This window comes from Neobacillus rhizophilus (assembly GCF_018343535.1).
Classification (GTDB): domain Bacteria; phylum Bacillota; class Bacilli; order Bacillales; family Cytobacillaceae; genus Neobacillus; species Neobacillus rhizophilus.
In genome coordinates, this window is sequence record NZ_JAGYPF010000002.1 from 46761 (window position 1) to 72498 (window position 25738).

Below are 25738 nucleotides of genomic sequence, written 5' to 3' on the forward strand. Positions count from 1 at the left end.
GAAGTTTTATGAAATATTATGCAAATTTTTAGTAAATTCCTTGTATTGGAGTATAATTGTTTATATAAGCCAAAATAAACGTTAGCAATGGTTCTGTAGAGAGGAATGGTGTAAATTGGGTTATTATGATGATCATTCTCCAAATCGCTATCGGGAGCAAAAAGGAAATAAAAGTGGAATTTTTATTGCCAGCCTGGTTGGAGCCGTTTTGGGAGCCATTTTGGTGATTGTCTCCATCCCTGCTCTTGCCAACCGCGGTGTACTTCCATACAAAGTAGAGCCACAGCAGAGTACTGTGACAGAAATAGATAATACATCTAAGCAAAATGTTGTACATAAACAAATATCGTATGATGTTAACACCAATATCACCAATGCTATCGATAAAACAGCTGATGCTGTTGTTGGAATTAATAATATCCAGTCATCAGGATTCTGGGATAACGGGGAAAATAATACTGAGGATCCGGCAGGAACCGGGTCAGGGGTGATTTATAAGGCAGCAGGCAGCAGGGCTTTTGTGGTAACAAACCACCACGTTGTTGAGGGGGCTACAAAGCTCGAGGTTAGTCTCTCGGATGGTACAAAGATACCAGCCAAGCTATTAGGAAGCGATATTTGGACAGACTTGGCCGTGCTTGAAGTGGATGCTGGAAAAATCAAAAAGGTTGCGGAATTCGGTGATTCTGACAGTTTAAAAATGGGTGAACCGGTTATTGCCATTGGCAACCCGCTTGGTCCTACCTTCTCTGGTTCAGTCACACAGGGAATTATCTCCGGATTGAAACGGACTATTCCGGTTGATATCAATCAGGATGGCATCATTGATTGGCAATCAGAAGTATTGCAAACCGATGCTGCCATCAATCCAGGAAACAGCGGCGGTGCTTTAATTAATATGGCCGGTCAGGTAATCGGTATTAATTCGATGAAAATTTCCCAGGAGGCCGTTGAAGGAATCGGCTTATCGATTCCGATAAATTCAGCTAAGCCGGTCATTAATGATTTAGAACAATTCGGCAGCGTCAAGCGGCCATATATGGGTATAGATCTAAAATCGGTTGATGAAATTCCTGCCTATTACCAGCAGGAAGCATTAAAATTGCCGCGCGATGTGACCCATGGGGTTGCAATTCGCCAGGTAGTTCCAAGCTCGCCAGCCGCTGTTGCGGGACTGCAGGAATTGGATGTCATTGTTGAAATGGACGGACAGAAAATCAATGATGTCATCGACTTGAGAAAGCATTTATATCAGGTAAAGAAAATCGGTGAACAGATGACGATTAAATTCTATCGGGACGGCAAACTCAAAGAGGTAACTATGACATTGGCTAGTGATAAAACTCAATAATGCTGCTGATTTAGGGAAGTGATAAATTCACTTCTCTTTTTCCTTTTGCTATGATAAATGAGGCTTTTAGCTTGTTTTGAACACGTTGGTTTGGTAAAAGCTATAGATGATTGAATATTGTTCGGGATGGTGTAATAAAATGATTTATTGTTGTGAGGAACATGTGAGTGAGGCAATGGATACAATTTTGGAGGAATATGAAACCTATCCAATTTTAAATAAATTGGATGTGGATAATTTATCAACAACCTGTGAATATTGTCGAAAACAGGCTGTATATATTGTGGGGAACAAATGATTCCATACAAGATGTGGATAAAAATGTGAATATGTGGATAACTTCTGTGGATATCTTGTTTGTAAACTGTTTGTAATCAAATGTTAAAGGATTGTGAATTGTGAATATCTCTATTATTACGGTTGGTAAACTGAAAGAAAAGTATTTGAAGCAGGGAATTGAGGAGTATTTAAAGAGATTATCGGCATATGCCAAGGTAGAAGTCATCGAGGTTGCCGATGAAAAGGCCCCTGAAGAATTAAGCGAGCTGGAAATGGTACAGGTGAAACACAAAGAAGGCGAACGGATTTTGGGGAAAATTAGTCAGGATACATATGTGATTGCGTTGGCGATTCAAGGAAAAATGCAATCATCGGAAGAGTTGGCGGATACTTTGGATAAACTAGCGACTTATGGAAAAAGTAAGTTAGCTTTCGTAATTGGCGGATCATTGGGGTTAAGTGATGAGGTGGTAAAAAGATCGAACGAGCAGCTGTCTTTTTCGAGAATGACATTCCCACATCAATTGATGAGGTTGATATTGGTTGAACAGGTTTACCGGGCATTTCGGATAAATCGGGGGGAACCGTACCATAAGTAACGGCGAAATTTTTAATTAAGATATTGGATTAAATAGATGAGTCACTTAATAAATTACAGTAAAAGAAGAAGAAATGAAAATTCCTTCTTCTTTTTTTTTATTTCTAACACTAACAATAAGACTTAAAAACCCAGTGAATTGGAAAAAGGAAAAATGCTCTTCTCTATTACTCGTGCTATAATAATTTAGTAGTAAAGTGTGATATAATAATAGATTTTTTATTTTAATCAGGGTATTTTTTCATAGATTCAAAGCATATTAGGGGGATAAATCATGGCAATTAAAAAATCGGAATTATATAGTTCGCTTTGGTCAAGTTGTGATGAATTAAGAGGAGGAATGGATGCGAGTCAGTACAAGGATTATGTACTAGTAATGTTATTTATTAAGTATATAAGTGATAAATATGCTGATGAACCATTCGCGCCTATTACTATACCAAAAGGTTCAAGCTTCAAAGATATGGTTGATTTAAAGGGTAAATCAACTATTGGTGACGATATTAACAAGAAAATAATTGGTCCAATTGCCGATGCAAATAAATTAACTGACATGCCAGACTTTAATGATGTAACAAAACTTGGCAGCGGTAAAGAGATGGTTGATCGTCTTACTAACCTAATAGCAATTTTTGAACGTAAGGAATTAGATTTTAGCAAAAATCGTGCTGACGGTGATGATATTTTAGGTGATGCTTATGAATATTTAATGCGTCACTTTGCTTCAGAAAGTGGTAAAAGTAAAGGCCAGTTTTATACTCCAGCGGAAGTGAGCCGTATCATGGCTAAGATCATTGGTATTAATAGTTCAAATAGTAGTGCTTCGACTACAGCCTATGATCCTACATGTGGTTCTGGGTCACTATTACTAAAAGTAGCAGATGAGGCTGAAAAAAGTATATCTTTATATGGTCAAGAGAAGGATTCAACAACAGCAGGGTTAGCAAGAATGAATATGATCCTTCACAACAATCCTTTAGCAGAAATTAAACAGGGAAATACTTTAGCTAATCCTTTATTTCTTGATGAACAAGGAAACCTTAAAACCTTTGATTATATCGTTGCCAATCCTCCTTTTAGTGATAAAAGATGGGGAAATGGAGTTGACCCGGATAAGGATCAATATGGTAGATTTGTAGATTATGGAGTACCTCCGGAGAAAAATGGAGATTTTGCTTATTTATTGCACATAATCCGTTCATTAAAAAGCAAAGGGAAAGGTGCTTGTATCTTACCTCATGGAGTGCTGTTTAGAGGTAATGCTGAAGCAGAAATAAGGAAAAACCTAATAAAAAAAGGCTATATCAAAGGAATAATAGGATTACCTGCAAATTTATTTTATGGAACAGGAATACCAGCATGTATTATCGTAATTGACAAAGAACATGCGGCAAGTCGTAAAGGTATTTTCTTGATAGATGCAAGTAAAGGCTTTTTAAAGGATGGAAACAAAAATAGATTACGTAGTATGGATATCCACAAAATTGTAGATGTATTTAATAAGCAAATAGAAGAAGATAAGTATTCTAGAATGGTCCCATTTTCTGAGATTGAGAAGAATGAATACAGTCTTAATATTTCCCGTTATATTGATAGTAAGGAAAAAGAAGACATTCAAGATATTAATGCTCATCTATTAGGCGGCATTCCTAATGTTGATATAGATGAATTAAATGACTATTGGAAGGTTTTCCCTAACCTAAGGGTATCTTTATTTGAAAATACAAAAAGGGAACAATATTTAACATTAAAAATTAATAAAGACGATATTAAACAGACAATTTTCAATCACCAAGAATTTATAGATTTTACAGCAGAAATGAATGTAATATTTTCAGATTGGAAAATAAAGAATACAAATAAGCTTAAAGAGCTTAAAGTTGGTTTAAACCCTAAAGAGTTAATATTTGAATTATCTGAGGATATACTTACACATTATTATGGAAAAAAATTAATCTCTAAATATGATGTATACCAACATCTTATGGATTATTGGGCAGAGATTATGCAGGACGATAGTTATTTAATTTCTTCTGATGGTTGGAAGGCAGAGACCTACAGAATTTATGTAGAAAATAAACAGAAGAAAATGGTAGATAAAGGATGGACTTGTGATCTAATTCCTAAGGAACTTGTAATTAACCGTTATTTCATTAAGGAAAAGCAACTCATAGAATCATTAGAATCTGAAAGTGAACTTTTGGCTACCCAACTTGTTGAAATGGAAGAGGAGCATAGTGGTGAAGACGGTTATTTTTCTGAATTAGATAAAATAAATAAAGGAAATGTTAAGGCTCGTTTAAAAGAGATTCAAAATGATGACAAGACAAAAGATGAAATTAATACATTAAAGGCTTATCTCGACTTAACAGACAAATTAGCAAAAATAAATAAAAAGTTAAAAGAAGCTAATGCTGAACTAGATAAAAAACTTTATGAAAAATATCCGGCTTTAGCTGTTGATGAAATAAAATCGTTAGTTGTAGATGATAAATGGATGGCTAGTATCGAGCAAAATATTCAGACTGAATTAGATAGAATTATTCAACGATTGACTCTGCGAATAAAAGAGCTTGCAGAACGCTACGAAACTCCACTGCCTTTGCAAAGTGCTGAAGTAGAGGAACTAGAAAAGAGTGTAAATAGCCACCTCGAAAGGATGGGGTTTGTATGGATGTAAAAGAAGCGTACAAACAAGTTGAGGGCGAATTTATTCCTGAAGATTGGGAACTAAAAAGATTGGGGGAAATTTGTACCCCATCAAATAATAGAATAAATCCTTTAACCTCAACAGTTAACTATAAATGTGTTGAGTTAGAACACATTTCTCAGGAAACAGGTAGACTTCTAGGATACACAGATTCAAAATTATTAAAAAGCCAAAAAACCTTATTTGAGAAGAATGATGTACTTTTTGGAAAATTAAGGCCTTATTTAAAAAAGTACCTTTTGGCAGAATTTGATGGTGTTTGTACCTCTGAAATTTGGGTTTTAAAAACTAAAAATGAATTTGATAGTAAATGGCTTTATTATCAAATGCAATCGAATAAGGTAATCAATATTGCAAATCAATCAACAGGCACAAAAATGCCAAGAGCGGAATGGAAAACGGTTGAAGAAACTCTAATTCCCACACCTTCTTCAAAGATAGAACAGGTTTCTATAGCTGCTGCACTTTCAGATATCGATAATTTAATCCAGTCTATTGAAAAACTTATTGATAAAAAACGTGGAATCAAACAGGGTACATTGCAGGAGTTGCTAAAACCTAATGATAACTGGGCTATTAAAAAATTAGGTGAAATTGGGGAATGTATTAGGGGAGTTAGTTATAATGGTGATAGTGATTTGTACCAAGATGATACTTGGAATTCTGTGAGGCTTTTTAGATCAAACAATATCCAAAAATCAACCATTGATTATAATAATCTACAATTTGTTAAAAATACTAGGGTAAAAGAAAAACAGATTCTCCAAGCCGGAGATATATTAATTTGTATGGCAAACGGAAGCAAAGAATTGGTAGGTAAATCTGCATTCTATTTACCCGAGGACAATCTCAATTATACTTTCGGGGCCTTTATGGGTAGCTTTCGTATCTTTGACCAAGATACAGATAAGCGTTTTATCTTTTATAACTTTCAAACATATAGCTATAGATCATTTATTGATATTTTATTATCTGGATCAAGTATAAATAATTTAAAACCAAGTGACATTGAATCAATAGAAATTGGTTATCCTTCCAAAACGGAGCAGATTCGCATTGCCACAATTCTCTTTGATATGGATAAGGAAATCGTAGCTTTAGAAAATAAGCTATCTAAATATAAGCAAATAAAACAAGGTATGATGCAGAATCTTTTAACAGGAAGGATTAGGCTAGTATGAGCACTGTAGGGCAAAGAGAAAGGATAACTCAGAATCGTATTGTTAAATTATTTCATGAGGAACTAGGTTATAAGTATCTTGGAAATTGGGAAGAACGTACAAACAACAGTAACATTGAAGAGCATTTGTTGATGGATTTCCTTTCAAGAAAAGGTTATAACCTTAACTTAATTAACAAAGCCCTACATGAGTTAAGGATAGCAGCAAACAATTATAATGAAAGTCTTTATTCTAACAATAAAAACGTATATAGATTACTTCGCTATGGTGTACAAGTTAAGGCTGATGTAAGTGAAAATTATGAAACTGTTTACCTCGTTGATTGGGAGCGGACTGAAAACAATGACTTTTACATTGCTGAGGAAGTAACGGTATTTGGTAATCATGAAAAGCGTCCTGATATTGTGTTATACGTAAACGGAATTGCTATAGGTGTTCTAGAACTCAAGCGCAGTACTATTTCTATTGGTGATGGTATTCGTCAGAGTATTGTAAACCAAAAGAAGGAGTTTATTGGTCAATTCTTTTCTACTATACAGTTTGTATTTGCAGGAAATGACACAGAAGGTTTACGCTATGGTACTATTGGCACAGCTGAAAAGTTCTTTCTTAATTGGAAGGAAGATTTAAAAGACACTAGCCGATTACAGATTGACAAATACCTTCTAAAAATGTGTAACAAGGAGCGCCTCATGGAGCTGATGTATGATTTTGTACTATTTGATGGTGGGATAAAAAAACTACCAAGGGTTCATCAGTATTTTGGTATTAAAGCTGCTCAAGAACATGTTCGTAAGCGAGAAGGCGGCATAATCTGGCATACTCAAGGTAGTGGTAAAAGTATTGTAATGGTGCTACTTGCAAAATGGATATTAGAGAATAATGCTAATGCACGTGTTGCCATTATTACTGACCGTGATGAGCTCGATAAGCAAATTGAACGAGTCTTTAATGATGCCGGTGAGTCAATAAAACGAACCTCTAGCGGGAAAGACTTAATGGCACAACTTTCACAAGCAACCCCAAGGTTAATCTGCTCGCTTGTTCATAAGTTTGGCAAGAAGGATGTAGAGAATTTTGAGGAGTTTATTAAGGAATTAGAAAGTAGTCCATCGCTAGCGGTTGGTGAATTGTTTGTATTTGTAGATGAGTGTCACCGTACCCAAAGTGGGAAATTACACCGTGTAATGAAAGCTATGCTACCTAATGCTGTATTTATTGGCTTTACCGGGACACCGTTATTAAAGAAGGATAAAAAGACTAGTCTAGAGGTATTTGGAAAGTACATTCATACTTATAAATTCAATGAGGCTGTTGAAGATGAAGTAGTATTGGATTTGTTGTACGAAGCACGTGATATTGATCAGAAACTTTCTTCTCCTCAGAGAATAGATGCATGGTTTGAAAGTAAAACAAGAGGATTAAATGACTTTCAAAAAGCAGAATTGAGGAAAAAATGGGGGACAATGCAAAAAGTATTAAGTTCCCGTTCTAGGATGGACAAGGTTGTTAATGATATTATTTTTGACTTTAGTTTAAAACCTAGACTAAGTTCTGAGAGAGGAAATGCTATCCTAGTAGCTGCGAATATATACGAAGCTTGTCGTTATTTTGATTTATTTCAACAAACATCATTGAAAGGTAAGTGTGCAGTTGTTACCTCATATAATCCAAGTACAAGGGATATTACCACTGAAGATACTGGGGCAAATACTGAAACTGAAAAGGAATATATCTATAAGACTTATACGGACCTTTTAGAGAATGTCAGTGCAAAGCCTGGTAAGACCAAAACAGAATCTTATGAAGATGCTGTTAAGGAAAAGTTTCTTAAAGAGCCTTCAAACATGCGACTTTTAATTGTGGTTGATAAATTATTAACGGGATTTGATGCCCCAAGTTGTACGTATCTTTATATTGACAAATCTATGCAGGATCACGGGTTATTTCAGGCAATTTGTCGTGTAAATAGACTTGATACAGAAGATAAACAGTTCGGATACATTGTTGACTATAAGGACCTCTTTAAAAAGGTTGAAAATGCTGTAGCAGTATATACATCAGAGCTAGATTATGAGGACTTTGATAAGGAAGATTGTGAGATCTTATTACAAGATAGACTAAAAAAAGGTCGGGAGCGCCTGGAAGATGCCATTGAACAATTAGCCTTTCTATGTGAACCTGTAGAACTACCTAAAGGAACACTAGAGTATATCAGGTACTTCTGTGGTAATACAGAGATTCCAGAAGAATTGAAGGCAAGAGAAGTTCAAAGAACAGCATTATATAAAGGAACAGTTGCATTAATCCGTGCATACGCTAATATTTCCGATGATATGGAAGCAGCTGGTTATACTTTATCAGAAATTAATGAAATCAAGGATTTATTAGATTTTTATCTTAAACTACGTGAAGAAATCAAAAGAGCAAGCGGCGAAACTATTGATCTTAAACCATATGAAGCAGATATGCGTCATTTGATTGACAATTACATTCAAGCGGAAGATTCCCAAGTTATATCAACTTTTGGTGAAATGCCACTTATCGAACTTATTGTAAAATCGGGAATTGCAGATGCTGTTGATAAGTTGCCAAATGGTATTAAGGGAAATAAAGAAGCAGTTGCTGAAACAATTGAGAACAATGTTAGAAGTAAAATTATCAAGGATCATTTAATTGACCCTGCCTTCTTTGAAGAAATGTCTGCATTACTTAGTACAATCATAACAGAGCGTAAAGAAAAAGCTATTAGTTATGAAGATTACTTAAAGAAAATTGCAGAGTTAGCAAAAAAAGTACAAAAGGGAAAAAATGTTAATACCCCAGATGATTTAAAAACACCTGCAATGAGAGTTCTCTATAATAATTTAGGGCAAGATAAAGATAAAGCCATTGCAGTCCATGAAAGTATTCTAAAATGTAGACCTGATGGCTGGAGGGGAAATCCCGCTAAAGAGATGGTTATTAAGCGATCATTATATGAAATTTTCAAGGATGTAGATGAAGTGGAAAGAGTATTCTTAATCATAGAACAGCAGAGTGAGTATTAGTATGGAACAATTAAAGTTTGGAGATATCACCATAGAAGTTGAACAGAAGGATATTAAAAATATCCATTTAAGTGTACACCCGCCATTAGGAAGAGTTCGTATTGCAGCTCCTTCTAGAATGGATATTGATACTATAAGGGTTTATGCTCTCTCAAAACTTAATTGGATAAAAAAAGAACAGCTTAAATTTAAGAATCAGGACAGAGAAGAACAAAGAGAATTCCTTAATAGAGAAAGCCATTACTATAAAGGGAAACGTTACTTGTTAAAAATTATAGAGACTGATTCACCACCAAAAGTGGAACTGATGCACAGTACACTAGTCCTTTATATCCGGCCAGAAACCTCAATTGAGAAGAGACAAGCTATATTAGATAAGTGGTATCGTGCACAGCTGAAAGAGGATTTACCAGCACTTATTGAAAAATGGGAAAACAAGTTGAATGTCAAAGTGGATGAGTTTAGAATAAAGAAAATGAAAACAAAATGGGGAACTTGTAATCGTGAGGCTAAGAGGATTTGGGTCAATTTAGAGTTGGCTAAAAAACCTCCGGAATGCTTAGAGTACATTGTAGTTCATGAAATGGTGCATTTATTGGAAAGAAATCATAATGACAGATTTATTTCATTCATGAATAAATATTTACCCAAATGGCGTTTTTATAAAGATGAATTAAATAGATTACCTTTAAGGCATGAAAATTGGAATTAATATCACCATAGATAAAAGCTTAAAAAATCATTTCATAGCTTATAAAATCGAATCAAGCAATTATTCAGATATATATTATATATGAGAATATATATTTTAATTGACGGCTTCAATCTCTTAATGGGATTGAAGCCGTTTTATTTTGAGGAGGAATACGAATGAGCTATAAAAATGTAAAGCAAGAACAACTAAAATTATTTGAACAATCACTTCCATCAAAGTCAGCTGCAAAAAGAGTCAATATCGTCAGTTTAAAAGTTGTAAAGGAAACCAGCTTTCTGTACCCAGAAAGAAATGTAAAATCTCCAGAAGGTGCTTACAAGCTACTAAAACAGTTCTTAGTAGAAGCTGACCGTGAGTACTTTTTAGTTGTATGTTTAGACACTAAAAACCAACCAACGGCCATTAATGTGTGTCATATGGGAAGTTTAAACGCTAGTATAGTTCATCCTAGGGAGGTTCTAAAGCCTGCTATTTTATCAAACTCAGCCTCGATAATTGTTGCCCATAATCATCCAAGTAATGATCCTACACCAAGTAAGGAAGATATTGAAGTGACCAAGAGGCTTATAGAGGCTGGTAAGATTATAGGGATTGAGGTGTTGGATCACTTAATTGTTTGCGCTGATAAATTTGTATCTCTAAAAGAAAAAGGATATGTCTGAAGGAGTGGTAGGATTATGGAGAGTATTCAGCTTTTCACGAAATTTATGGGTCTACACGCTGATACTGCTATAGATGAAAGGAAAATCAGCTTCGAATCAACAGAACTTTACCAAGACGAGATTGATGAAAAACTTATCCCGATTATGCACTTAAAACAGCTACCTAATCCAATTCAATTTGATACTTTGCTTTATGAGGATGATAAAGGGAATGATTGGATAGCAGGTATAGTCGTCAATCCTGCAACAAATGTAAGAGAATATATTGTGTTAATTCATAATGGACAGCCTATAGTAAATGAATTTTTGTTATAGCTTGAAATCATACAATTTGAGTTTATGGAGGTAATAATATGCTGCCTAATTTACCTTGGAAAACGGCGGGAGGAAAGGTGTTTTGGGATACCCTAGAAACAAGGAATGGTTGGAAATTGCAGTGTAATATTTTTACAAACCATTTTAGAATTATTGACCCTGAAAATATACGACAAGCCTGGGGTTTGGATGAGCAAGAAATTAGGAGGACCTTTAACAAGTTTACTAATAGATTTGATTAAGATAAAGTCGATCATTCATAGAATGACCGGCTTTATTTATTTGGAGGGGATCTCATGAAAACTATTAAATCGATTAATGACATCACTGAAATTAATTCAGATTATCCATTTCATTTTATGGAGCATTTAAAGCAGGAATTTATGGAATTGTATGAGGTTTTAGGGGATGGTGAGAAGCTATTCGAATTTAATGTACCGACAGAATTAGCATTTTGTGTGCTCCAGAAGAATGATGGAGTAAAGGGACTTTGTCGAAGCCCTTTTGATTTAGAGTTCGTGGAAAGGTTTCACGTGGAACAAGTTACATTTTACCGTATTGGGGTCAGATTTAATGACGAGGTAGCAATATATTATTCCTTAAAAGGTTTGCATTCACAGGAGGATGAGGATTGGCTTGAGGAGCAATCTGAATGGGCAGAAGGGAAGGATGGCGATGTTTGAAAAGGAAAAGAATAGGTTTGTTACCAGATCAGTTGATAGTGAAGTACCAATTGAAATCCAAGTCTTAATTTGGGATTTTATAGATGAACTAAAAGAAAAGCGTCAGTCAGAAATGGATTACTTGCAAGTCTTTCAGTTAACCATTCAAGATGGGGTTCAAGTAATAATTAACACTCAAGAAGAACCATTAAAAGAGGATTGTATTAAAGTGACGGTACCAAAAAATAAAATGCTTTCAACTAGAATATGGGTTATGGATGATGGAAACTATTCAACAATGCTTTTTCCATCTGACTACTAAGGAATGGGGGCAATAATAAGGTGAATCCAATAATAAATGTGCTAATTGTAGAGGTTGCTAAAGTAATAATAGAAGTACTTAAGCGCAAGTAGGTGATATCAAAAAAAGAGACAAAATAGCTTTCTCAGGTCTCTTTTTTTTCTATGATCCATTACCTCAGGGGTTAAAGAATAATCGAAAAACGTACTTGGCTATGCTTTTGCTTTGGAAAAGCATTAGCCCCTCCTGAATCATAATCAGAAGGGGCTAAGTCTAAAAAATGCTGTTGAGTGCTTTCGTTAAAATTTAATTCAATCCTTTCAATTTGACGGTCCTTTACGCCTATACATTTAACAATTAAATGCAAAAGGGCTTTAATTTTTTGCGAAGATGCTTCTTTGAGTACCTTATCAAGTCTTTCTAGGATAGTTTTTACAAAACCATAGTCTATAGGCTGGCTATTGTCGTCACCAAGGTCCCATTCGATTTCTGATTTACGGGAGTATAGGGCATTTGATTCCTCTTTTAGCTCATCTAATCGCTTTACGAGCATTTCCCTATCAATGGCATCTTCTTCATAAAGGTCAAAATACTTCTTACGCTTTGCTTCAAATTGACTAATCTTCTTTTCGATTTGCTGCAATTCATTTTTCAAAGGTAGGACACTAGACTTTTTTTGTTTATTAATAGTTAAAACGATATCCTTCAGTATTTTGGGATTATTCACTACCTCCTTAATACGATGATAGACGTATTGCTCGGCTTCATCGGCTCGAATACTATTGGCATTGCATACATTGCTACCTTTACTTCTAAAATTCCCACAAGAATAATAGCGTCGTACAATCCTTTCACCATTTTTATTTCTATTAATGGTCCGGCTAGATACCATTGATGCACCACATTTTGGGCAACGTATTAATCCAGTTAAGGTATAGTTCCCATCGAATTGTCTTGGGGATACTGACGATTTTTTTTGCTGTAATAGTTGAACCTTATCCCATAAACCCTGTGAAATAATTGGTTCATGATTTCCATCAACAATTATAGGATCCGAATTTTTACCTTTCCTCCTCCTTTCATTCCAATTTTCAAACCTATTGAAGCGAATTTTACCTATATATACAGGGTTTGTGATTATTTCTTTTATAGCTGAAGTGCTAAATGCATTGCCTCGCTTTGTTTTAAAGCCCTTATGGTTTAAATGGTTGGCAATTGCCTTTAAACCCTTACCAGCAGCATACAATTCAAATATATCTCTAATTATTGATGCTTCCTCGGGAACAATTTCTAGCTTAGAATTATTCCGCTTTCGGTCAAATGAAGATTGTGAACTGCGGTAACCAAGGACAATACCGCCATTCCACTGTCCAGATCTGGCTCTTTCCTTCATGCCCATCTTTACATTATCAACGATCGTATTACGTTCTAATTCACCGACTGCACCAAGCATTTGTAATGCAAATCTCCCCATGGGGGTTTCGGTCTCGAAATTCTCTGAGAAGCTACGAAAGGTAATCCCGCACCGATTAAGATCCTCCACAATTTTTAAAAGATCAATGGTTCGCCGACTAATTCTATTAATCTTCCAAACTAATACTTCATCAAATTCCTTATTTTTTGCATCTCGTAATAAACGCTGTAATTCAAGGCGACCATCCGTTGATTTTCCACTTATTCCACGATCCACATACTCACTGTAAATTACCTTCTGATGCATTTTACAGTAGGTTCGTAAATTGTCTAGCTGAGCATCGATAGAATATCCATGTTCAGCTTGTTCTTCTGTTGAAACACGAGCATATATTGCTACAAGAATAACCTGGGACACTTCATTCACTCCTTCAACATGGATAATAAAAATAAATTTATAAAAGCTAATATTAATTTTGATGCTGTAATGAATTAGACCCATCAGCGATAAGGGGGAGAATTTCAGGTTGGAAAAAAATCTTAACGGATTCAAATTCTCGATCCTGATTAATCGTTACCTTTTCAATGAGGCTTTTCACGAGAACTTTTTGCTGCTCCTCTGGAGCAGTGGGCCATAGCTCCTCAAATTTTATTAGCAAACTTTGTACTTCCTGAAATGACACCAACTTTAACTTTAGTTGGCTTATTTCAATTTCAACTTGCTCCTTTTCCTTTGAGAAGGATGCTTCTTGTTCTTTGTAGGAGGAGATTCTATCAACAAATGTAGCTTTGTCCATTACTTCATCTTCAAATAGACTAAAGCACCTCTGCTTTTTACTCTTGGTTTCTTTTAATTGCTTATTAATACTACTGAATTGCTTTTGTAGCATTTTTTGTTTTTCTTCAAGAGAAGAATTGATTCGGCTGACAATATCCTTCAATAGGCTTGGATGGTTAATAATATTTTTAAGCTTTGAAAGGATTAATTGTTCAATTTTATCAGCAGGAATGGAGTTAGGCCTACAAACAGCAATACCTTTGTTTTGATATTGATTACAAATGTAGTAGTGATAGGTAACTCTTTGCCCACTTTTTCGCTGTTGTGAAGTATTGAAGGGAATCATACTACTGTCACAAATTGGACAGCGAAGTATTGATGATAAAGGATAACACCGTTCAATTACTTTTGTTGGTTTCTTTTGATTATTCTTTACGCTTTTCTTAACCTTATTCCACAAATTCATTGAAATAATTGGTTCATGATGCCCTTCTACGGTTACATTTTGTTGTATCGATGGCTCGAAATACTGTATGTTACCGATATACACTGGATTATTTAATATTTTTCTAATAGTGCTAATAGAAAAGTGCTTCTGATGTTTACTCTGAAATCCATTAATATTCAAGAAATTCACTATTGCTTTTAACCCTTTGCCTTCTGAATACATTAAGAAAATTGATCTTACCAGCTGGGCTTCCTCAGGAATGATATAGAGCTCTGTAGTTTTCCGTCTTTGAGATTGATAGGCAATTGTTCTGGTTTCATATCCTAAAATAGAAGCACCACAGTAAATACCTCTCTTATTTCGCTGATGTCGCCCCATTTGTATATTTTCCGCAATTGTCTTTCTCTCCAGTTCACCAACGGCAGCCATCATTTGAAGGGTAAATTGGCCCAGGGAAGAGGAGAGATCAAATTGTTCTGATATACTTTGTAAAGAGACTTGATGTCTCTTTAATTCTTCAGTGATTTCTAAAAGATCAATTACATTTCGGGCTAACCTATTAATCTTCCAAACCAATACTTTTTGAAATTTTCCAAGTTTAGCATCCTCTAGTAACCTTTGAAGTTCAGGTCGGTTTGAGGCTGATTTACCTGATAAACCATTATCGGTATATATGTCATATATCATCCAATTATTTTGTTGAGCATATTCCTTTAACAGTTTATTTTGGGCAGGAACACTAAATCCGAATTCTGCCTGTTCTGAGGTACTGACACGTATATACAAAGCGACAAGCATTATATCCCTCCTTTCCATTAAGGGTCTAAAATATAGACCTTTAATGAAGCTATTTTTACTTAGTATTCTCGTTCCTTTGCTCGTCCTCTTTTTCCGGTTTATTAGCTGCTTCTTTAACAAAATCAGCTAAAATATCAATGATAAGAGAATAGGTAGATTGATTTTCAGAAGATGTTGAATCCATGGATATTCCTCCTATCTAAATTAATAATATATGCTTGATTATTAGGTTCCTTCGTATATAGAAACCTTTAAGATCCAAGGGAATCATCAGTACCGACAATACGGACAATACTGACGATGTTTTGGATTAAAAGTATCAAAAAATTACTCTTGAACTGGCCTTGATATTGAACTAGATAGCTTTTGATACCTAGAATTTGATATATTAACGATTTTCGAATCCCCACCATGACGAATATCAAATGAAATACCAATAGATTTTAGGTTTGATAGAACCTCTTTTAAGCGGCGGCTTAAAATATTTGGTCCTTTTGGCCAGTATTTAGAGTGAGTATCAATTAACTCTCTTTCACTAACTTTATTTAATGCTTCAAGAAGTTGGGTTACAGACCCACTCCATGAAGGACGACTTCTCATTAATGCTTTAACAGCAGCTGCTACTGGATTGGATGAAATAGCCTCATCATTAGATTTATTTATGTTATTAAAGTAAGCTTCTAGAAAAACATTTCCACCCCAGCCAGCAGCTTCGGCGATAGCATATCCCCACCGAGTAAAATCAGCCATTCGAGCTAATTTATCTAGTTTTACTGTAGGGTAAATTGCCATTGCTTTTGAAAGGATATTTAGTGCTCCTCCTAAAATAGAGGGTTTATCCTTATCAAAGTCGGACCAGACCTCTCTTTCTTCTTTACGATCAGTTTCATCAATACGCTGTAAATCAAGAATAAGGGAACGATCTAGAAGATCAGAACGTGTTGCTACTACATTGATACCATTAAGTCCTACACATCGCATAAAGGATAAAATCGTTTCCTCATCGTCGGTAAATAAGGTACGTTTACTTATTCCTCCACCAGTGACAGCGGTGCATAGTAAATCGCTTTTTTCAGCAGAAAGGGTATCCAGGTTATCAAAGCAAGGCATATAGTTAGACGAAAGGATTAGGGCTAGATCCTGGATGCTATTTGGCATAGCTAATAAATCCCGAATGGCTGGATCAATAATTGAGCGGACCATTCGCATAGTCGTTGATTTAGCTGCTCCCTTTTCACCACTGAGAACTAAAATGGTATGCGGGATATTTGGGACAAAGCAAGAAACAACATAAACCAAAAATAATATTTGCTCTTCACGATCCTTTAGTAGAACGTGGTTTAATAACAGTTCAATATTACCCTCGAAGTTAGGTGTCAGCTGAGCTTTAGTATTTTTTGTACGGTAGAACAATAGGGGAGTGTCGCTTTGTATCGTGCAGCCATTAGATGTTACTTTGACTGTTTCCCAGCTATCATTTCCTAAATCGTAATAAAAGCTATTATTCTTTTCTGATACCCTAAGATTTAGCGAATGCTGTTCACCTTCTAGCAGGGCTTTCATTTCTAAAACGTTTAGAGCTTGATTCATTGCATCCGAAGAAGGGGGACGGCCTGTTTCTTCAAAGAATAGCTTTGTCAGCCACAGCTTAAATTTCTTGCTTTTTAGCTTAAGAATTTGATTGCCATTAACACTCATAATAGCTGCAAAGCATTCCTCTAACTCATTGGAAAAGTATTGTGCATTACTCGCCAGCCGAATTAACACACTTGCTTGCTTCTCCTCATTACCATCTTTGGAATCTAATTGATGATTGCTTCGCCAATTAGGCTCTAGCTTGTTTCTCAGGGTATTCCAATTTTCCTTTGAACAGCTATTATGATGGCAGCCGGCAGCAATCCCACCGTCATCAAATTTCAATACATAGGCACTTTTATTTGAATGGCTCTCATTCCATGGGCAGGAATGTAGGACATATTTTGTCGCCTTATTTTGCCACCTGCCCTTTGTATATACTAGATTGTGGCTATCAAGCCATGATTCCATATCATGTACCGAAGTGTTTGGGCTTTCACCCTTCCTTAAACGTTTTGTTGGAGCTTGAATTGATGGATATTCCTTTGCTAAAGCTTTTAACTGCTCCAATGTAACCAATTTAAGGACATCAGGGTACTTAATAATTTTTGATTGGCGATGAGGCCTTTCATCAGTGTTATCACCCTTGCAAGCAATGGTTCCATATAGCTTCCAAATCCGAGCTGCATTAAAAGTGGTCCGATCTACTTCAACATTGTTGTCACTGTAACTAAAATCAAGGGAATACAAAACGTTTTTTACTAGTTCTGTCATTTCCTCATTATTTGGCAAATCGATACAATAGAGAAGGTGTGCACCGTTCCCGCTACTAGCGATTATCGGATCAGGCCATCCAAGTTCTTTTAAAGCAGCCTTTACCGTTTTTGCTTTTAATAGTGAATCCTTATGTTCGCTATCACTAGACGATATACCGCTAGGACGAACCGGATCAAAATCAATCTGGAGCCAATTTCTTTTCAAAATGTCTGAATCAGATGTTGTCTGTTTGGGCCTAAACTTTACCTGATTGCTTGAACGAGCTAAAAGTGCAGGGTTAACTGGATTTAAGGTGATATAAATTTGTGCTTTACCGTTATAATCCAGTGCATTCTCGGCTAATGACTGAATATCATCAAAATAACCACTTACGGTTCCTTTAGGGCTATCTAATATACGAAGTTCAGTTACATCATCGGCTTTCTTCAAAATTTGTAACGATTGAAGAATTTCGGTATCAAAGCTTTCCATATCCATTTAGTCATCAACATCCTTTACAAAAAATTTTCTTTTAAAATCCATAGCAGGTATTTAGTAACCTGCTATGGATTGATAGATTAGAAGGAAAAATTTAATCCTCAAATAGACTTTCAAAATCAGTTCCAGAGGATACTTTAATAGCTTGTCCTTTAGAAGTGGAGAAACCGCCTCTCTTCATTTCAACAATATTGCTATATGTGACATCATCCTTTGTTTTGTTTTCAATGATGAAGGAAACAGTAATACCTATTAAGTCCTGTAGAAGGAGATCCTCGCCTGGGTTAGGTAGGCAATTTAAATTCTGTAGTATTTGAACCATCTTACCTTTTGAACTCCAGCTTAGAGTTGGTGATACAAAAAATGTTTCGATATCACCAGTAGGTGAGTTAACCTCTACTTTTATATTTAGTACCTCACGCTTTCCATCTGAGTGAAATTGGCTATCCATTTCAATGATTTCAGCAGCTACAATTTCTCCAAAATATTCTCCATTAGGAAGATAGGATCTTGATACCAGAGGTCTTTTAATAGTGCTTTTTCCAATGTTCATTTGCTTACTCATGAATTAATCGCTCCTTTATAGATGGGTAGTAGTTTGATAGTTTATAATTTTGCTAAATTACTAAAATGCTTATTATGAAGCTACTGACGATACCTGAGATAAATTAATAGAGTTTGGCAATTCGAAGCTTAACGTGGTAGTCTTTAATACCGACTCTTTGTAAGTTATCTTTTATATAAGGAACTAAAACCTTATTAGTTGAGTATTGAACTTCATTAAGCGAGTTAGCAAAGGGACCCTCATTTCCATAGAAAGTAATATGAACCTCTCTGGAATCTGCCTTAACCTCATAAACTTCAAAAGCTCTTTTTAAAGCCTTTATTAGTTTCATTCTAATAAATGGGTTTAGAGGCTTCTTGAAGCTTAGCTTATGATCAGGTAAGAAAAGGTCAGTATAATCATTCTTCTGCAGTTCATAAGTGATATTATTAAAGGCAAAACCTACAATGAAATTTGAATCTTGTACCATTGAATTTAATAGGGAAAAAATCTGTTCTTCTCCTAAAGCAACTGCTAAATCACGTAGATGACAGTCATTGATTTCCTCGTCTATAGCTTTTAATAGTGTTAAATCAGCGATATTTTCATTAATTGGGATTTGCATAGTTTAAAACTCCTTTACTGTGATAATTTTTTAATCTAAAATATCGTCAGTATTGTCAGTACTGACGATACTTGTGAATATTACCTACTAGAGCACAATAGAATTCTCGGGCTTCCAAAACGTAATTAAAGGATCATCATTTTTACTGAACAGACGAACAAAGAGGCAGCCTTTTGAATTGACATTATGCTGAACCACACATACATTTTTTCTCCAAATTGCTGCTGAAACGGAATCGTTAATTTCCGTTTCAAATAACATTTGTAACCCATCAATTACCGAATAATCACCATCTACATAAAGGGATTTGGAAATCCTATTTATTGCTCCTTCTAAAGCGTTAACAATTCGTTTGGCTTTAGACAAATCGCCAGTTATTATTGGTGGGAGACTACAACGCAATTCATAAATTTCAATTTCTCCACCAGCATTACTTAGGGGTGTTACCGTAATATTTGCAGGAGCTAAGCTCCTAACTTTAGAAAGCTGTCCTGTATGATCCTGAGCAGTGTATTGAACTTCATGATTAAAATAGGATACAATCGGGAAAGACTCTTTATTGTAAGATGGTGATACTAGAGAATCCTTTTGAAGCATTTCGAACGACTGGTACGCTCTTTTCCATTTAGTCACTAGCGATAGATAAACAATTTTTGACATTTAATATTCCTCCTAAAAATTAAATTACTTGCACTCAAAAAGTTGTTAGCAACTTTCTTGTCTCGATTTTCGGCTATAATCTCTTCTTTTCACAGGAAAGAAAGCTAAGTGTAATTTTCCGATTGCATCTTCGAAGAAGTGTTACTAAAACTTCTATCCGTAGTATCTAAAATTTAGAGGGAATAACATAGGAAAGATTGGTAATCGTATTTTTCCGAAAAAAAATAGAGACTTTTAAGGTCTCTACCGATTGTTTTTTTCATTTAATGCTCGGATTGCATCCGAAGCGTTTTCAATTACTGTTTTTTCAATTAAATATTTTGCTGCTGCCGATGACCTTTGGTTTTGCTCGTTTAGGTGAGTTATGCGGAGGATTTTTTCAATCCATTGTAGAAGGAGTTGTTCTTTAGGTTGATCAGCATCTAACACACGTGAAACCTTATCTAGAATACTTTTGTTAGAGGGGATGTTCCTAATGTGCTCCTGGACTTCCTGTACCTGACTCTTTATTTGCTCATTAGCATCTGATCTCCAGCGTTCCATTATCAATTCTTCAAATAGCGCATTAATTATGGCTTGTTCTTCAACAGTATCCGTAATATGTTCATCAAGAATTGGTTTAAGCTCTTTTAGGGCCATTTCCTGTTTTAATTTTTCAAATAATAGCTCTTCTAAACTCTTATCCAACTGATCCATCATCTGTTTTTCTATATCCATAGCATTTTGTTTGTATTTTGCTTTTTCAATCAAATCAGTCGTATACATCTGAATTAAGTGAAAATACCAAGAATCCAAGGCCTGATGGATACCTGCAAAAACAGAAAATCTCAGCGACAAAGGCATGGTAGTAATAATGTTTATTGCCTTACCTAATTTATTTTCAATTTGGTCGTATAACTCCTTTTCAACCTTTGATCGAGAATATAATGGGTGTGCTTTTATTTCCTTTTGTGTATCTTCTTCAATATAGGTATCAATCGAAGAGAGTAATCTGTCAATATGCTCTAAATACATATTAAGGTTCATATCCTTTGAACGGCCATCGTATTTTCAGAAGAATCCAATAAAGCCATTAAAATACCGTTCCATTCCTTTGAAAATTTATATGGCTTCCCGTCCTTAAAATCTGCCTCTTCAAACATACCCTCAGAACTGCTACATAGCTTTTTTATCCTATTTTTAACAGTTTTTTCGTCCGTCAGAAGCACTTTTGCAAATTCCTTAGGAGTAAGCTCCATTTTGTTTAGCATATTTTTTATAATTTCTTCTCGAGTTAAATTGCTTTTATCAGCCAATTTATCATATTCACTTGTTCTTCCCAAAGTTGTCACCTCAAACTAATGATTTGCAATTATTATTGATGACTATACAATACGATATCTGCGAAGGATTAATCAATGCTACTAAGTACTGGGAGGCGTTTTTATGTTTACAGCCATTCAAAAGAGCCACCTCTGCCATATTTCAGAGCCACCTAAAAAAGCAAGATGGACGAGACCTGCACTTGCTATGGAGAGGCGGGCATGATAGGCTTGGAAGCCTAAATCAATCTCTGAAATCTTACAAACACCCGAAGATACGCCAAATAAAAAAAGCCTGCTAGAACCAAGTCTAGGCAGGCCATCCATTCATCCAACGAGCAAATATGTTGATAGAAAATTGAGTAATTGACACTGGGCACCGTATCAGGGAGTGATAGGCACCGGTATCTCAACGTGCAATCCATTCATATGTGCAACTATCTCATGAAACAGATAAAACAAGGGGTGTGAAGGCGCTTTAGCGAATGATTGGAATTACTTTATTTTGCTGCCTTGGAAGTTACCAATTTAAAAATTTATTTAGCACTACTTTTAAAAATCCATCACTCTTTGCATCGAGTTCATCCTGTTTTTTCCATATTTCTTCTAATTCTTCACACCATCTGTCAATTCTTTGTTGGTCAAAATTTTCCTTTGCCTCTTCTTTATCAATTAATGTTAATAATGATTCAGCACGTTGATTTAATTGTAATCTTTTATCATTTCTAATCTGCTTCTGGATTTCTAAATCGGAAGCTAATCTTTGCCTCATGTAGTCAGCAATAACAGGAATCACTGCCTTCCCTGTTTCTATTACCAGCGTTTTTCCAAATGAACTCGTTTTTTTGGTATCTATTATTTCCGCATTAACATTAATAATCTCTAGACTTTCTTTAGATGAATTTTTACTCATTTTTTCCACCTACCTTACCAATAAGAGTTAAATTTGAGAACAAGACACGATAACCTTATTATACATTAGTGAATAAATTAAAAAATCAAATTTTTCAAGTATTTGTCAAAAAACCAACTAATTTGTTGAAAAGTAAATATATACAATGTTCCTCAATGTTCCTATAATGGTAAATGTAGGAAGGTTGGAACAATCAGGAACATTGGAGGGATGTTGAATGGCTTCTTATTCTGCACGTTTAACAAAAAGTGGAGTTAATAGTTGGGCAGTGGAATTTAGGCACCCGATATTAAAAGATCGTGAAGGAAAACAAGGAAGAAAAATAAGACGTGGATTAGGTACTAACCAGGACGAAGCACAAAATGTAGTTAATGATTTAAATCGCTTACTTGCCGATGATACATTCTGGTCATTAAACGAGCGGAACAGAGCCCTTTCAAATTTTATGCCAAGGGTTGTTGAGATTTTTTACGATCAGATGGAAGAAGACATTCTAACTGATTCATGGGAGCTTAGAGATTCAAAAATTAAGCTCCCTAATAATATTGATGGCTATTCCCGTGTTATGTTACTAGGGACAACAGGGGCGGGGAAAACAACTGTTATTAGGCAACTGATTGGTACAGATCCAGATGAAATTAGTTTTCCTGCCATATCAGCAAGTAGAACAACAACTTGCAATACAGAGTATGTATTTTCTGAGGGAAGTTGGAAGGGCGTAGTTACATTTATATCTCAGGCTCAAACTATTAAGCTAATCGAAGAAAGTGTTTGGGAAGCTTTTCGAAGAGCAATCATTGGGGAAGACGTTAAAAATGTTGCCAAGGCACTTTTGTCACATCCGGAGCAACGATTTCGTTTGAGTTACTTTTTAGGCCAGTATCGTTCTACTGGAAGGCGCTCAAGTATTAATAAAGAAAATCACCAGGAAGTTTTAGAAATACCATATCCAGATCAATTGGAGCTACAAACTGAACTTGATTACATTATAAATGAAATTAAGCAACTAGCTGATGAAGCTAGAAACGAGTTCCCACCAGATGGTGATAATATTGATGAAATAATTGATCTCCTATATGAGGTTTGGGTAAGAGAAGATACAGAGAGATTTAATGATCTAGTACAACATATTTTGAGATTAATAAAAAATCGGTTCGGTGTAATTAAATTTGGGGCATTTCAACGTGATAATCGTGGATGGCCAATCTATTGGTACCATGAATCAGAAGATAAGTGGGAAGTTATTAAAATGATGAGATGGTTTGCTGGGAATGAAGGCAGACGATTTGGTCAATTACTTGCTCCAGTAGTAAATGGAGTGCGACTTCAAGGACCATTTAAACCGAGTTGGTGGACTAATGATGATTCGCCACAACTAGTTCTTATAGATGGTGAAGGAATTGGGCACGACTCAAACATAACTACAAGTATTCCTATGGAAGTAACAAACCGTTTTAAGGAAACAGATGCGGTTGTACTAGTTGATAATGCATCACAGCCAATGTTAGATATCCCAAAGGTGATTCTTCGGGAGGCAATTTCTCGTGGACAATTAGAAAAGTTGATGGTTGTTTACACACGATTTGATCAGGTCGAAGGTTCTAATATGATAGATGACGAGGATCGTATAGATCATGTAATGGGTATCCAAACAGGCGCAATAGAAGCAATGCAGGAAGCGTACAATTTAAATTCTAAACTAATTCGTCAGCTTAGAGACCATTTGTATAATTTCACCTTTTTCTTTCCAAATACTAATGAGTTGCAAAACACACCAGATGAATTAAAGGAAGAAATGGATCGCTTTATAGAGTCGCTATGCAGCAAATCCATAAAAGAGGAATTGCAGTTCCCAAACGAATCTAAAGCTATCCCAGAATATGACTTTGGCAGGCTTGTTCTTGCTATTAATGAAACTGAAGATTTATTTATGCAGAAATGGCTTGGATTATTGGGATTAAGACCGTCTCAATTTCCAAAACAGCATTGGATGCGAATAAAAGCACTATCAAACCGATTGGCGAACTGGCCAAATATTGTGGAATATAATGATCTTAAACCCGCTAGTGATCTATCAAGCTATTTAATGCAAAGAATTAATGAGTTTATCAATGCTCCAAAAGACTGGTCAATCGCTGTACCAGAAGAAAGTAAGTTAAGCATATTACAAGGGTTATCCGAAGCAATCTCAAATAAAATAAACCAACTAGTATTTAAAAGAATTAAAATTGATAACCATCCTCAATGGATAATAGCCTTTAACTATAAAGGGACTGGATCAACAGTTCCTAGAGCAAGTGAAATTAGAAGTATATTTGAAAAAGCAATTCCAAAGTCAAGAATAATTTATGATTCGTTCTCCGGAGATTTATTGGAGGAAATCAAGACTATTATTGAAGACGCAATTGAAGCAATAAAGGAAGAAGAAGCTAGCAGTGCTATTTAAATAAAATTAAGTTGTTAATTGATATGGGGGGATAAACTTGAACAAAAAGGATGCAGATGTAATGGTCCGACTTGCAAGAGAAGGAAAGCATATTTCAAAAATATGGGCTGAAGACTTTCCCGAATACGACTATTGGGAGGTGTATACAGAAGTTTACGGAGCAGGCGAGAGAAGCTCTGTTGGGGTAAAAAGGATGATAACTGCAAGGTTAAATAAACTATCTAGTGCTAACAAACAAAAGGATCGAGAAGAATTAATAGAAGAGATTAATGAACTTATCTTTCATTTGTATAGCAGATATAAGGATAGTCAGCAAAAATTAAATGATATTAGAAGTATCATAAATAACGGTTAAAATAACTTGTCAATTAATTAATTGCATATATGGGGTCTATAAAAGACCCCTATTTGTAATGTTAATAAACTTAGGAGGCGGTAGTTTTGAGTTGCTCCTGTATCTATTCAATATCCTGTAAAACTAATTATAATCGTGATTATAATCCAACAGAATTTTTCTTTGGATATCCTAACAGTAAAATTTGGCTTATAGGAGTAAATCCAGCTGGTCCTGTTGAACAAAGTGGGAATCATTTTGTTGGGGATAAATTGAACCACTTTATTCATGGCTTCTCGCTAGAAAATGATAAAAACAAGTATAAACAGACCGATTATTTCGGTAGATTTCAAAAGGTTTCAATGAAACTCTTTAATTTGTTTGGTAAGGAAAATGGGGTTGCACATACAGATTTGGTAAAATGTTTTTCTCCCTCTTGGACATCAGACTCATTTAAGGACTTGGATAGTTCAATTGCTTTAAAAAATATAATTAGTAATTGTACAAATCATTTGAAAAGTCAACTGGATTCTAAAGATTTAGAGTTTCCCAAAATTATAATATGCCATGGAAGGCCTGTTGCAGATGTTATCTCAAAACTAATACCTAATCCTGTCTTATCAGATGGAAGCAGTATTAAATATACAAGTTATATAGGATCTTATAAAAAAGGCGAAGAGAATTATAATGTAATAATTATTAATACAGGAATGATTCATCGGTTGGATGACTATGCAAAATCTCGATTAGGGAAAGAAATAGAATTATATATGGACCAAATTTATTAAAATAAATCAAGAACCAGTGATTTTTGCTATTTTGAAG

The 25738-nt window shown here is 35.2% G+C and carries 25 protein-coding genes; 15 read left to right on the forward strand and 10 right to left on the reverse strand.

The window, feature by feature from the left end; translation table 11 throughout:
- Positions 1–115: 115 nt before the first annotated feature.
- The 12 genes from KHA99_RS08220 (at position 116) to KHA99_RS08275 (ending at position 11845) form a co-directional block, all read left to right on the forward strand.
- Complete coding sequence (locus tag KHA99_RS08220; protein WP_213116981.1) at positions 116–1351, forward strand: S1C family serine protease; 1236 nt, start codon at positions 116–118, stop codon at positions 1349–1351.
- A 139-nt stretch (positions 1352–1490) separates the two neighbouring features.
- Positions 1491–1649, forward strand: a complete 159-nt coding sequence (locus KHA99_RS08225; protein WP_213116982.1) for a CxxH/CxxC protein — start codon at positions 1491–1493, stop codon at positions 1647–1649.
- Positions 1650–1749: 100 nt separating this feature from the next.
- Positions 1750–2229, forward strand: a complete 480-nt coding sequence (rlmH, locus tag KHA99_RS08230) for a 23S rRNA (pseudouridine(1915)-N(3))-methyltransferase RlmH (protein ID WP_213116983.1) — start codon at positions 1750–1752, stop codon at positions 2227–2229.
- Between the two features lie 273 nt (positions 2230–2502).
- Entirely contained in the window at positions 2503–4908 is a 2406-nt protein-coding gene (locus KHA99_RS08235) for a type I restriction-modification system subunit M (protein WP_213116984.1), read from the forward strand.
- Positions 4899–6119 (forward strand): restriction endonuclease subunit S, encoded by a 1221-nt coding sequence (locus KHA99_RS08240; protein WP_213116985.1) that lies wholly within the window; start codon positions 4899–4901, stop codon positions 6117–6119. The genes KHA99_RS08235 and KHA99_RS08240 overlap by 10 nt, the downstream gene beginning before the upstream one ends.
- Positions 6116–9169, forward strand: a complete 3054-nt coding sequence (locus tag KHA99_RS08245) for a type I restriction endonuclease subunit R (RefSeq protein WP_213116986.1) — start codon at positions 6116–6118, stop codon at positions 9167–9169. The genes KHA99_RS08240 and KHA99_RS08245 overlap by 4 nt, the downstream gene beginning before the upstream one ends.
- A 1-nt stretch (position 9170) precedes the next feature.
- Complete coding sequence (locus KHA99_RS08250) at positions 9171–9881, forward strand: M48 family metallopeptidase (protein WP_213116987.1); 711 nt, start codon at positions 9171–9173, stop codon at positions 9879–9881.
- 158 nt (positions 9882–10039) lie between these two features.
- Positions 10040–10546, forward strand: coding sequence for a RadC family protein (gene radC, locus KHA99_RS08255; protein WP_213116988.1), 507 nt, complete (start codon positions 10040–10042; stop codon positions 10544–10546).
- Positions 10547–10561: 15 nt separating this feature from the next.
- Positions 10562–10861, forward strand: coding sequence for a hypothetical protein (locus KHA99_RS08260; protein WP_213116989.1), 300 nt, complete (start codon positions 10562–10564; stop codon positions 10859–10861).
- Positions 10862–10899: 38 nt separating this feature from the next.
- Positions 10900–11103 (forward strand): hypothetical protein, encoded by a 204-nt coding sequence (locus tag KHA99_RS08265; RefSeq protein ID WP_213116990.1) that lies wholly within the window; start codon positions 10900–10902, stop codon positions 11101–11103.
- A 54-nt stretch (positions 11104–11157) separates the two neighbouring features.
- Positions 11158–11544 carry a hypothetical protein gene (locus KHA99_RS08270; RefSeq protein ID WP_213116991.1) on the forward strand — a complete coding sequence of 129 codons (387 nt, stop codon included), beginning with the start codon at positions 11158–11160 and terminating at the stop codon, positions 11542–11544.
- On the forward strand, positions 11537–11845 hold the full coding sequence (locus tag KHA99_RS08275; protein ID WP_213116992.1) for a DUF960 family protein: 309 nt from the start codon (positions 11537–11539) through the stop codon (positions 11843–11845). Before KHA99_RS08270 ends, KHA99_RS08275 begins: the two co-directional genes overlap by 8 nt.
- Before the next feature lie 163 nt (positions 11846–12008).
- On the opposite strand, the gene KHA99_RS08280 is transcribed toward KHA99_RS08275, so the two are convergent.
- The 10 genes from KHA99_RS08280 to KHA99_RS08320 form a co-directional block, all read right to left on the reverse strand.
- The gene (locus tag KHA99_RS08280) at positions 12009–13655 is read right to left on the reverse strand and encodes a recombinase family protein (protein WP_213116993.1); all 1647 of its coding nucleotides are present in this window, start codon (positions 13653–13655) and stop codon (positions 12009–12011) included.
- Between the two features lie 52 nt (positions 13656–13707).
- Positions 13708–15261 (reverse strand): recombinase family protein, encoded by a 1554-nt coding sequence (locus KHA99_RS08285; RefSeq protein ID WP_213116994.1) that lies wholly within the window; start codon positions 15259–15261, stop codon positions 13708–13710.
- A gap of 55 nt (positions 15262–15316) precedes the next feature.
- Positions 15317–15445 (reverse strand): hypothetical protein, encoded by a 129-nt coding sequence (locus KHA99_RS31165; RefSeq protein WP_261363783.1) that lies wholly within the window; start codon positions 15443–15445, stop codon positions 15317–15319.
- A 143-nt stretch (positions 15446–15588) separates the two neighbouring features.
- Entirely contained in the window at positions 15589–18090 is a 2502-nt protein-coding gene (locus tag KHA99_RS08290; RefSeq protein WP_213116995.1) for an AICE element replication initiation protein, read from the reverse strand.
- A 94-nt stretch (positions 18091–18184) separates the two neighbouring features.
- The gene (locus KHA99_RS08295; protein WP_213116996.1) at positions 18185–18655 is read right to left on the reverse strand and encodes a hypothetical protein; all 471 of its coding nucleotides are present in this window, start codon (positions 18653–18655) and stop codon (positions 18185–18187) included.
- Positions 18656–18758: 103 nt separating this feature from the next.
- Positions 18759–19259: a hypothetical protein gene (locus tag KHA99_RS08300; protein ID WP_213116997.1), complete on the reverse strand. Its 501-nt coding sequence runs from the start codon at positions 19257–19259 to the stop codon at positions 18759–18761.
- An 87-nt stretch (positions 19260–19346) separates the two neighbouring features.
- Positions 19347–19919: a hypothetical protein gene (locus KHA99_RS08305; protein WP_213116998.1), complete on the reverse strand. Its 573-nt coding sequence runs from the start codon at positions 19917–19919 to the stop codon at positions 19347–19349.
- 243 nt (positions 19920–20162) lie between these two features.
- Entirely contained in the window at positions 20163–20933 is a 771-nt protein-coding gene (locus KHA99_RS08310) for a hypothetical protein (RefSeq protein ID WP_213116999.1), read from the reverse strand.
- Between the two features lie 8 nt (positions 20934–20941).
- A complete protein-coding gene (locus KHA99_RS08315) occupies positions 20942–21241 on the reverse strand; it encodes a hypothetical protein (protein ID WP_213117000.1) in 300 nt (99 codons plus the stop codon).
- 499 nt (positions 21242–21740) lie between these two features.
- Entirely contained in the window at positions 21741–22133 is a 393-nt protein-coding gene (locus KHA99_RS08320; RefSeq protein ID WP_213117001.1) for a hypothetical protein, read from the reverse strand.
- Positions 22134–22350: 217 nt separating this feature from the next.
- Between KHA99_RS08320 and KHA99_RS08325 the strand changes: the two genes are divergently transcribed.
- The 3 genes from KHA99_RS08325 to KHA99_RS08335 all read left to right on the forward strand — a co-directional run bounded on the left by KHA99_RS08325 (position 22351) and on the right by KHA99_RS08335 (position 25701).
- Positions 22351–24579, forward strand: a complete 2229-nt coding sequence (locus tag KHA99_RS08325; RefSeq protein ID WP_213117002.1) for a hypothetical protein — start codon at positions 22351–22353, stop codon at positions 24577–24579.
- Positions 24580–24616: 37 nt separating this feature from the next.
- On the forward strand, positions 24617–24934 hold the full coding sequence (locus KHA99_RS08330; protein ID WP_213117003.1) for a hypothetical protein: 318 nt from the start codon (positions 24617–24619) through the stop codon (positions 24932–24934).
- 86 nt (positions 24935–25020) lie between these two features.
- On the forward strand, positions 25021–25701 hold the full coding sequence (locus KHA99_RS08335) for a uracil-DNA glycosylase family protein (protein ID WP_213117004.1): 681 nt from the start codon (positions 25021–25023) through the stop codon (positions 25699–25701).
- Positions 25702–25738: the final 37 nt, after the last annotated feature.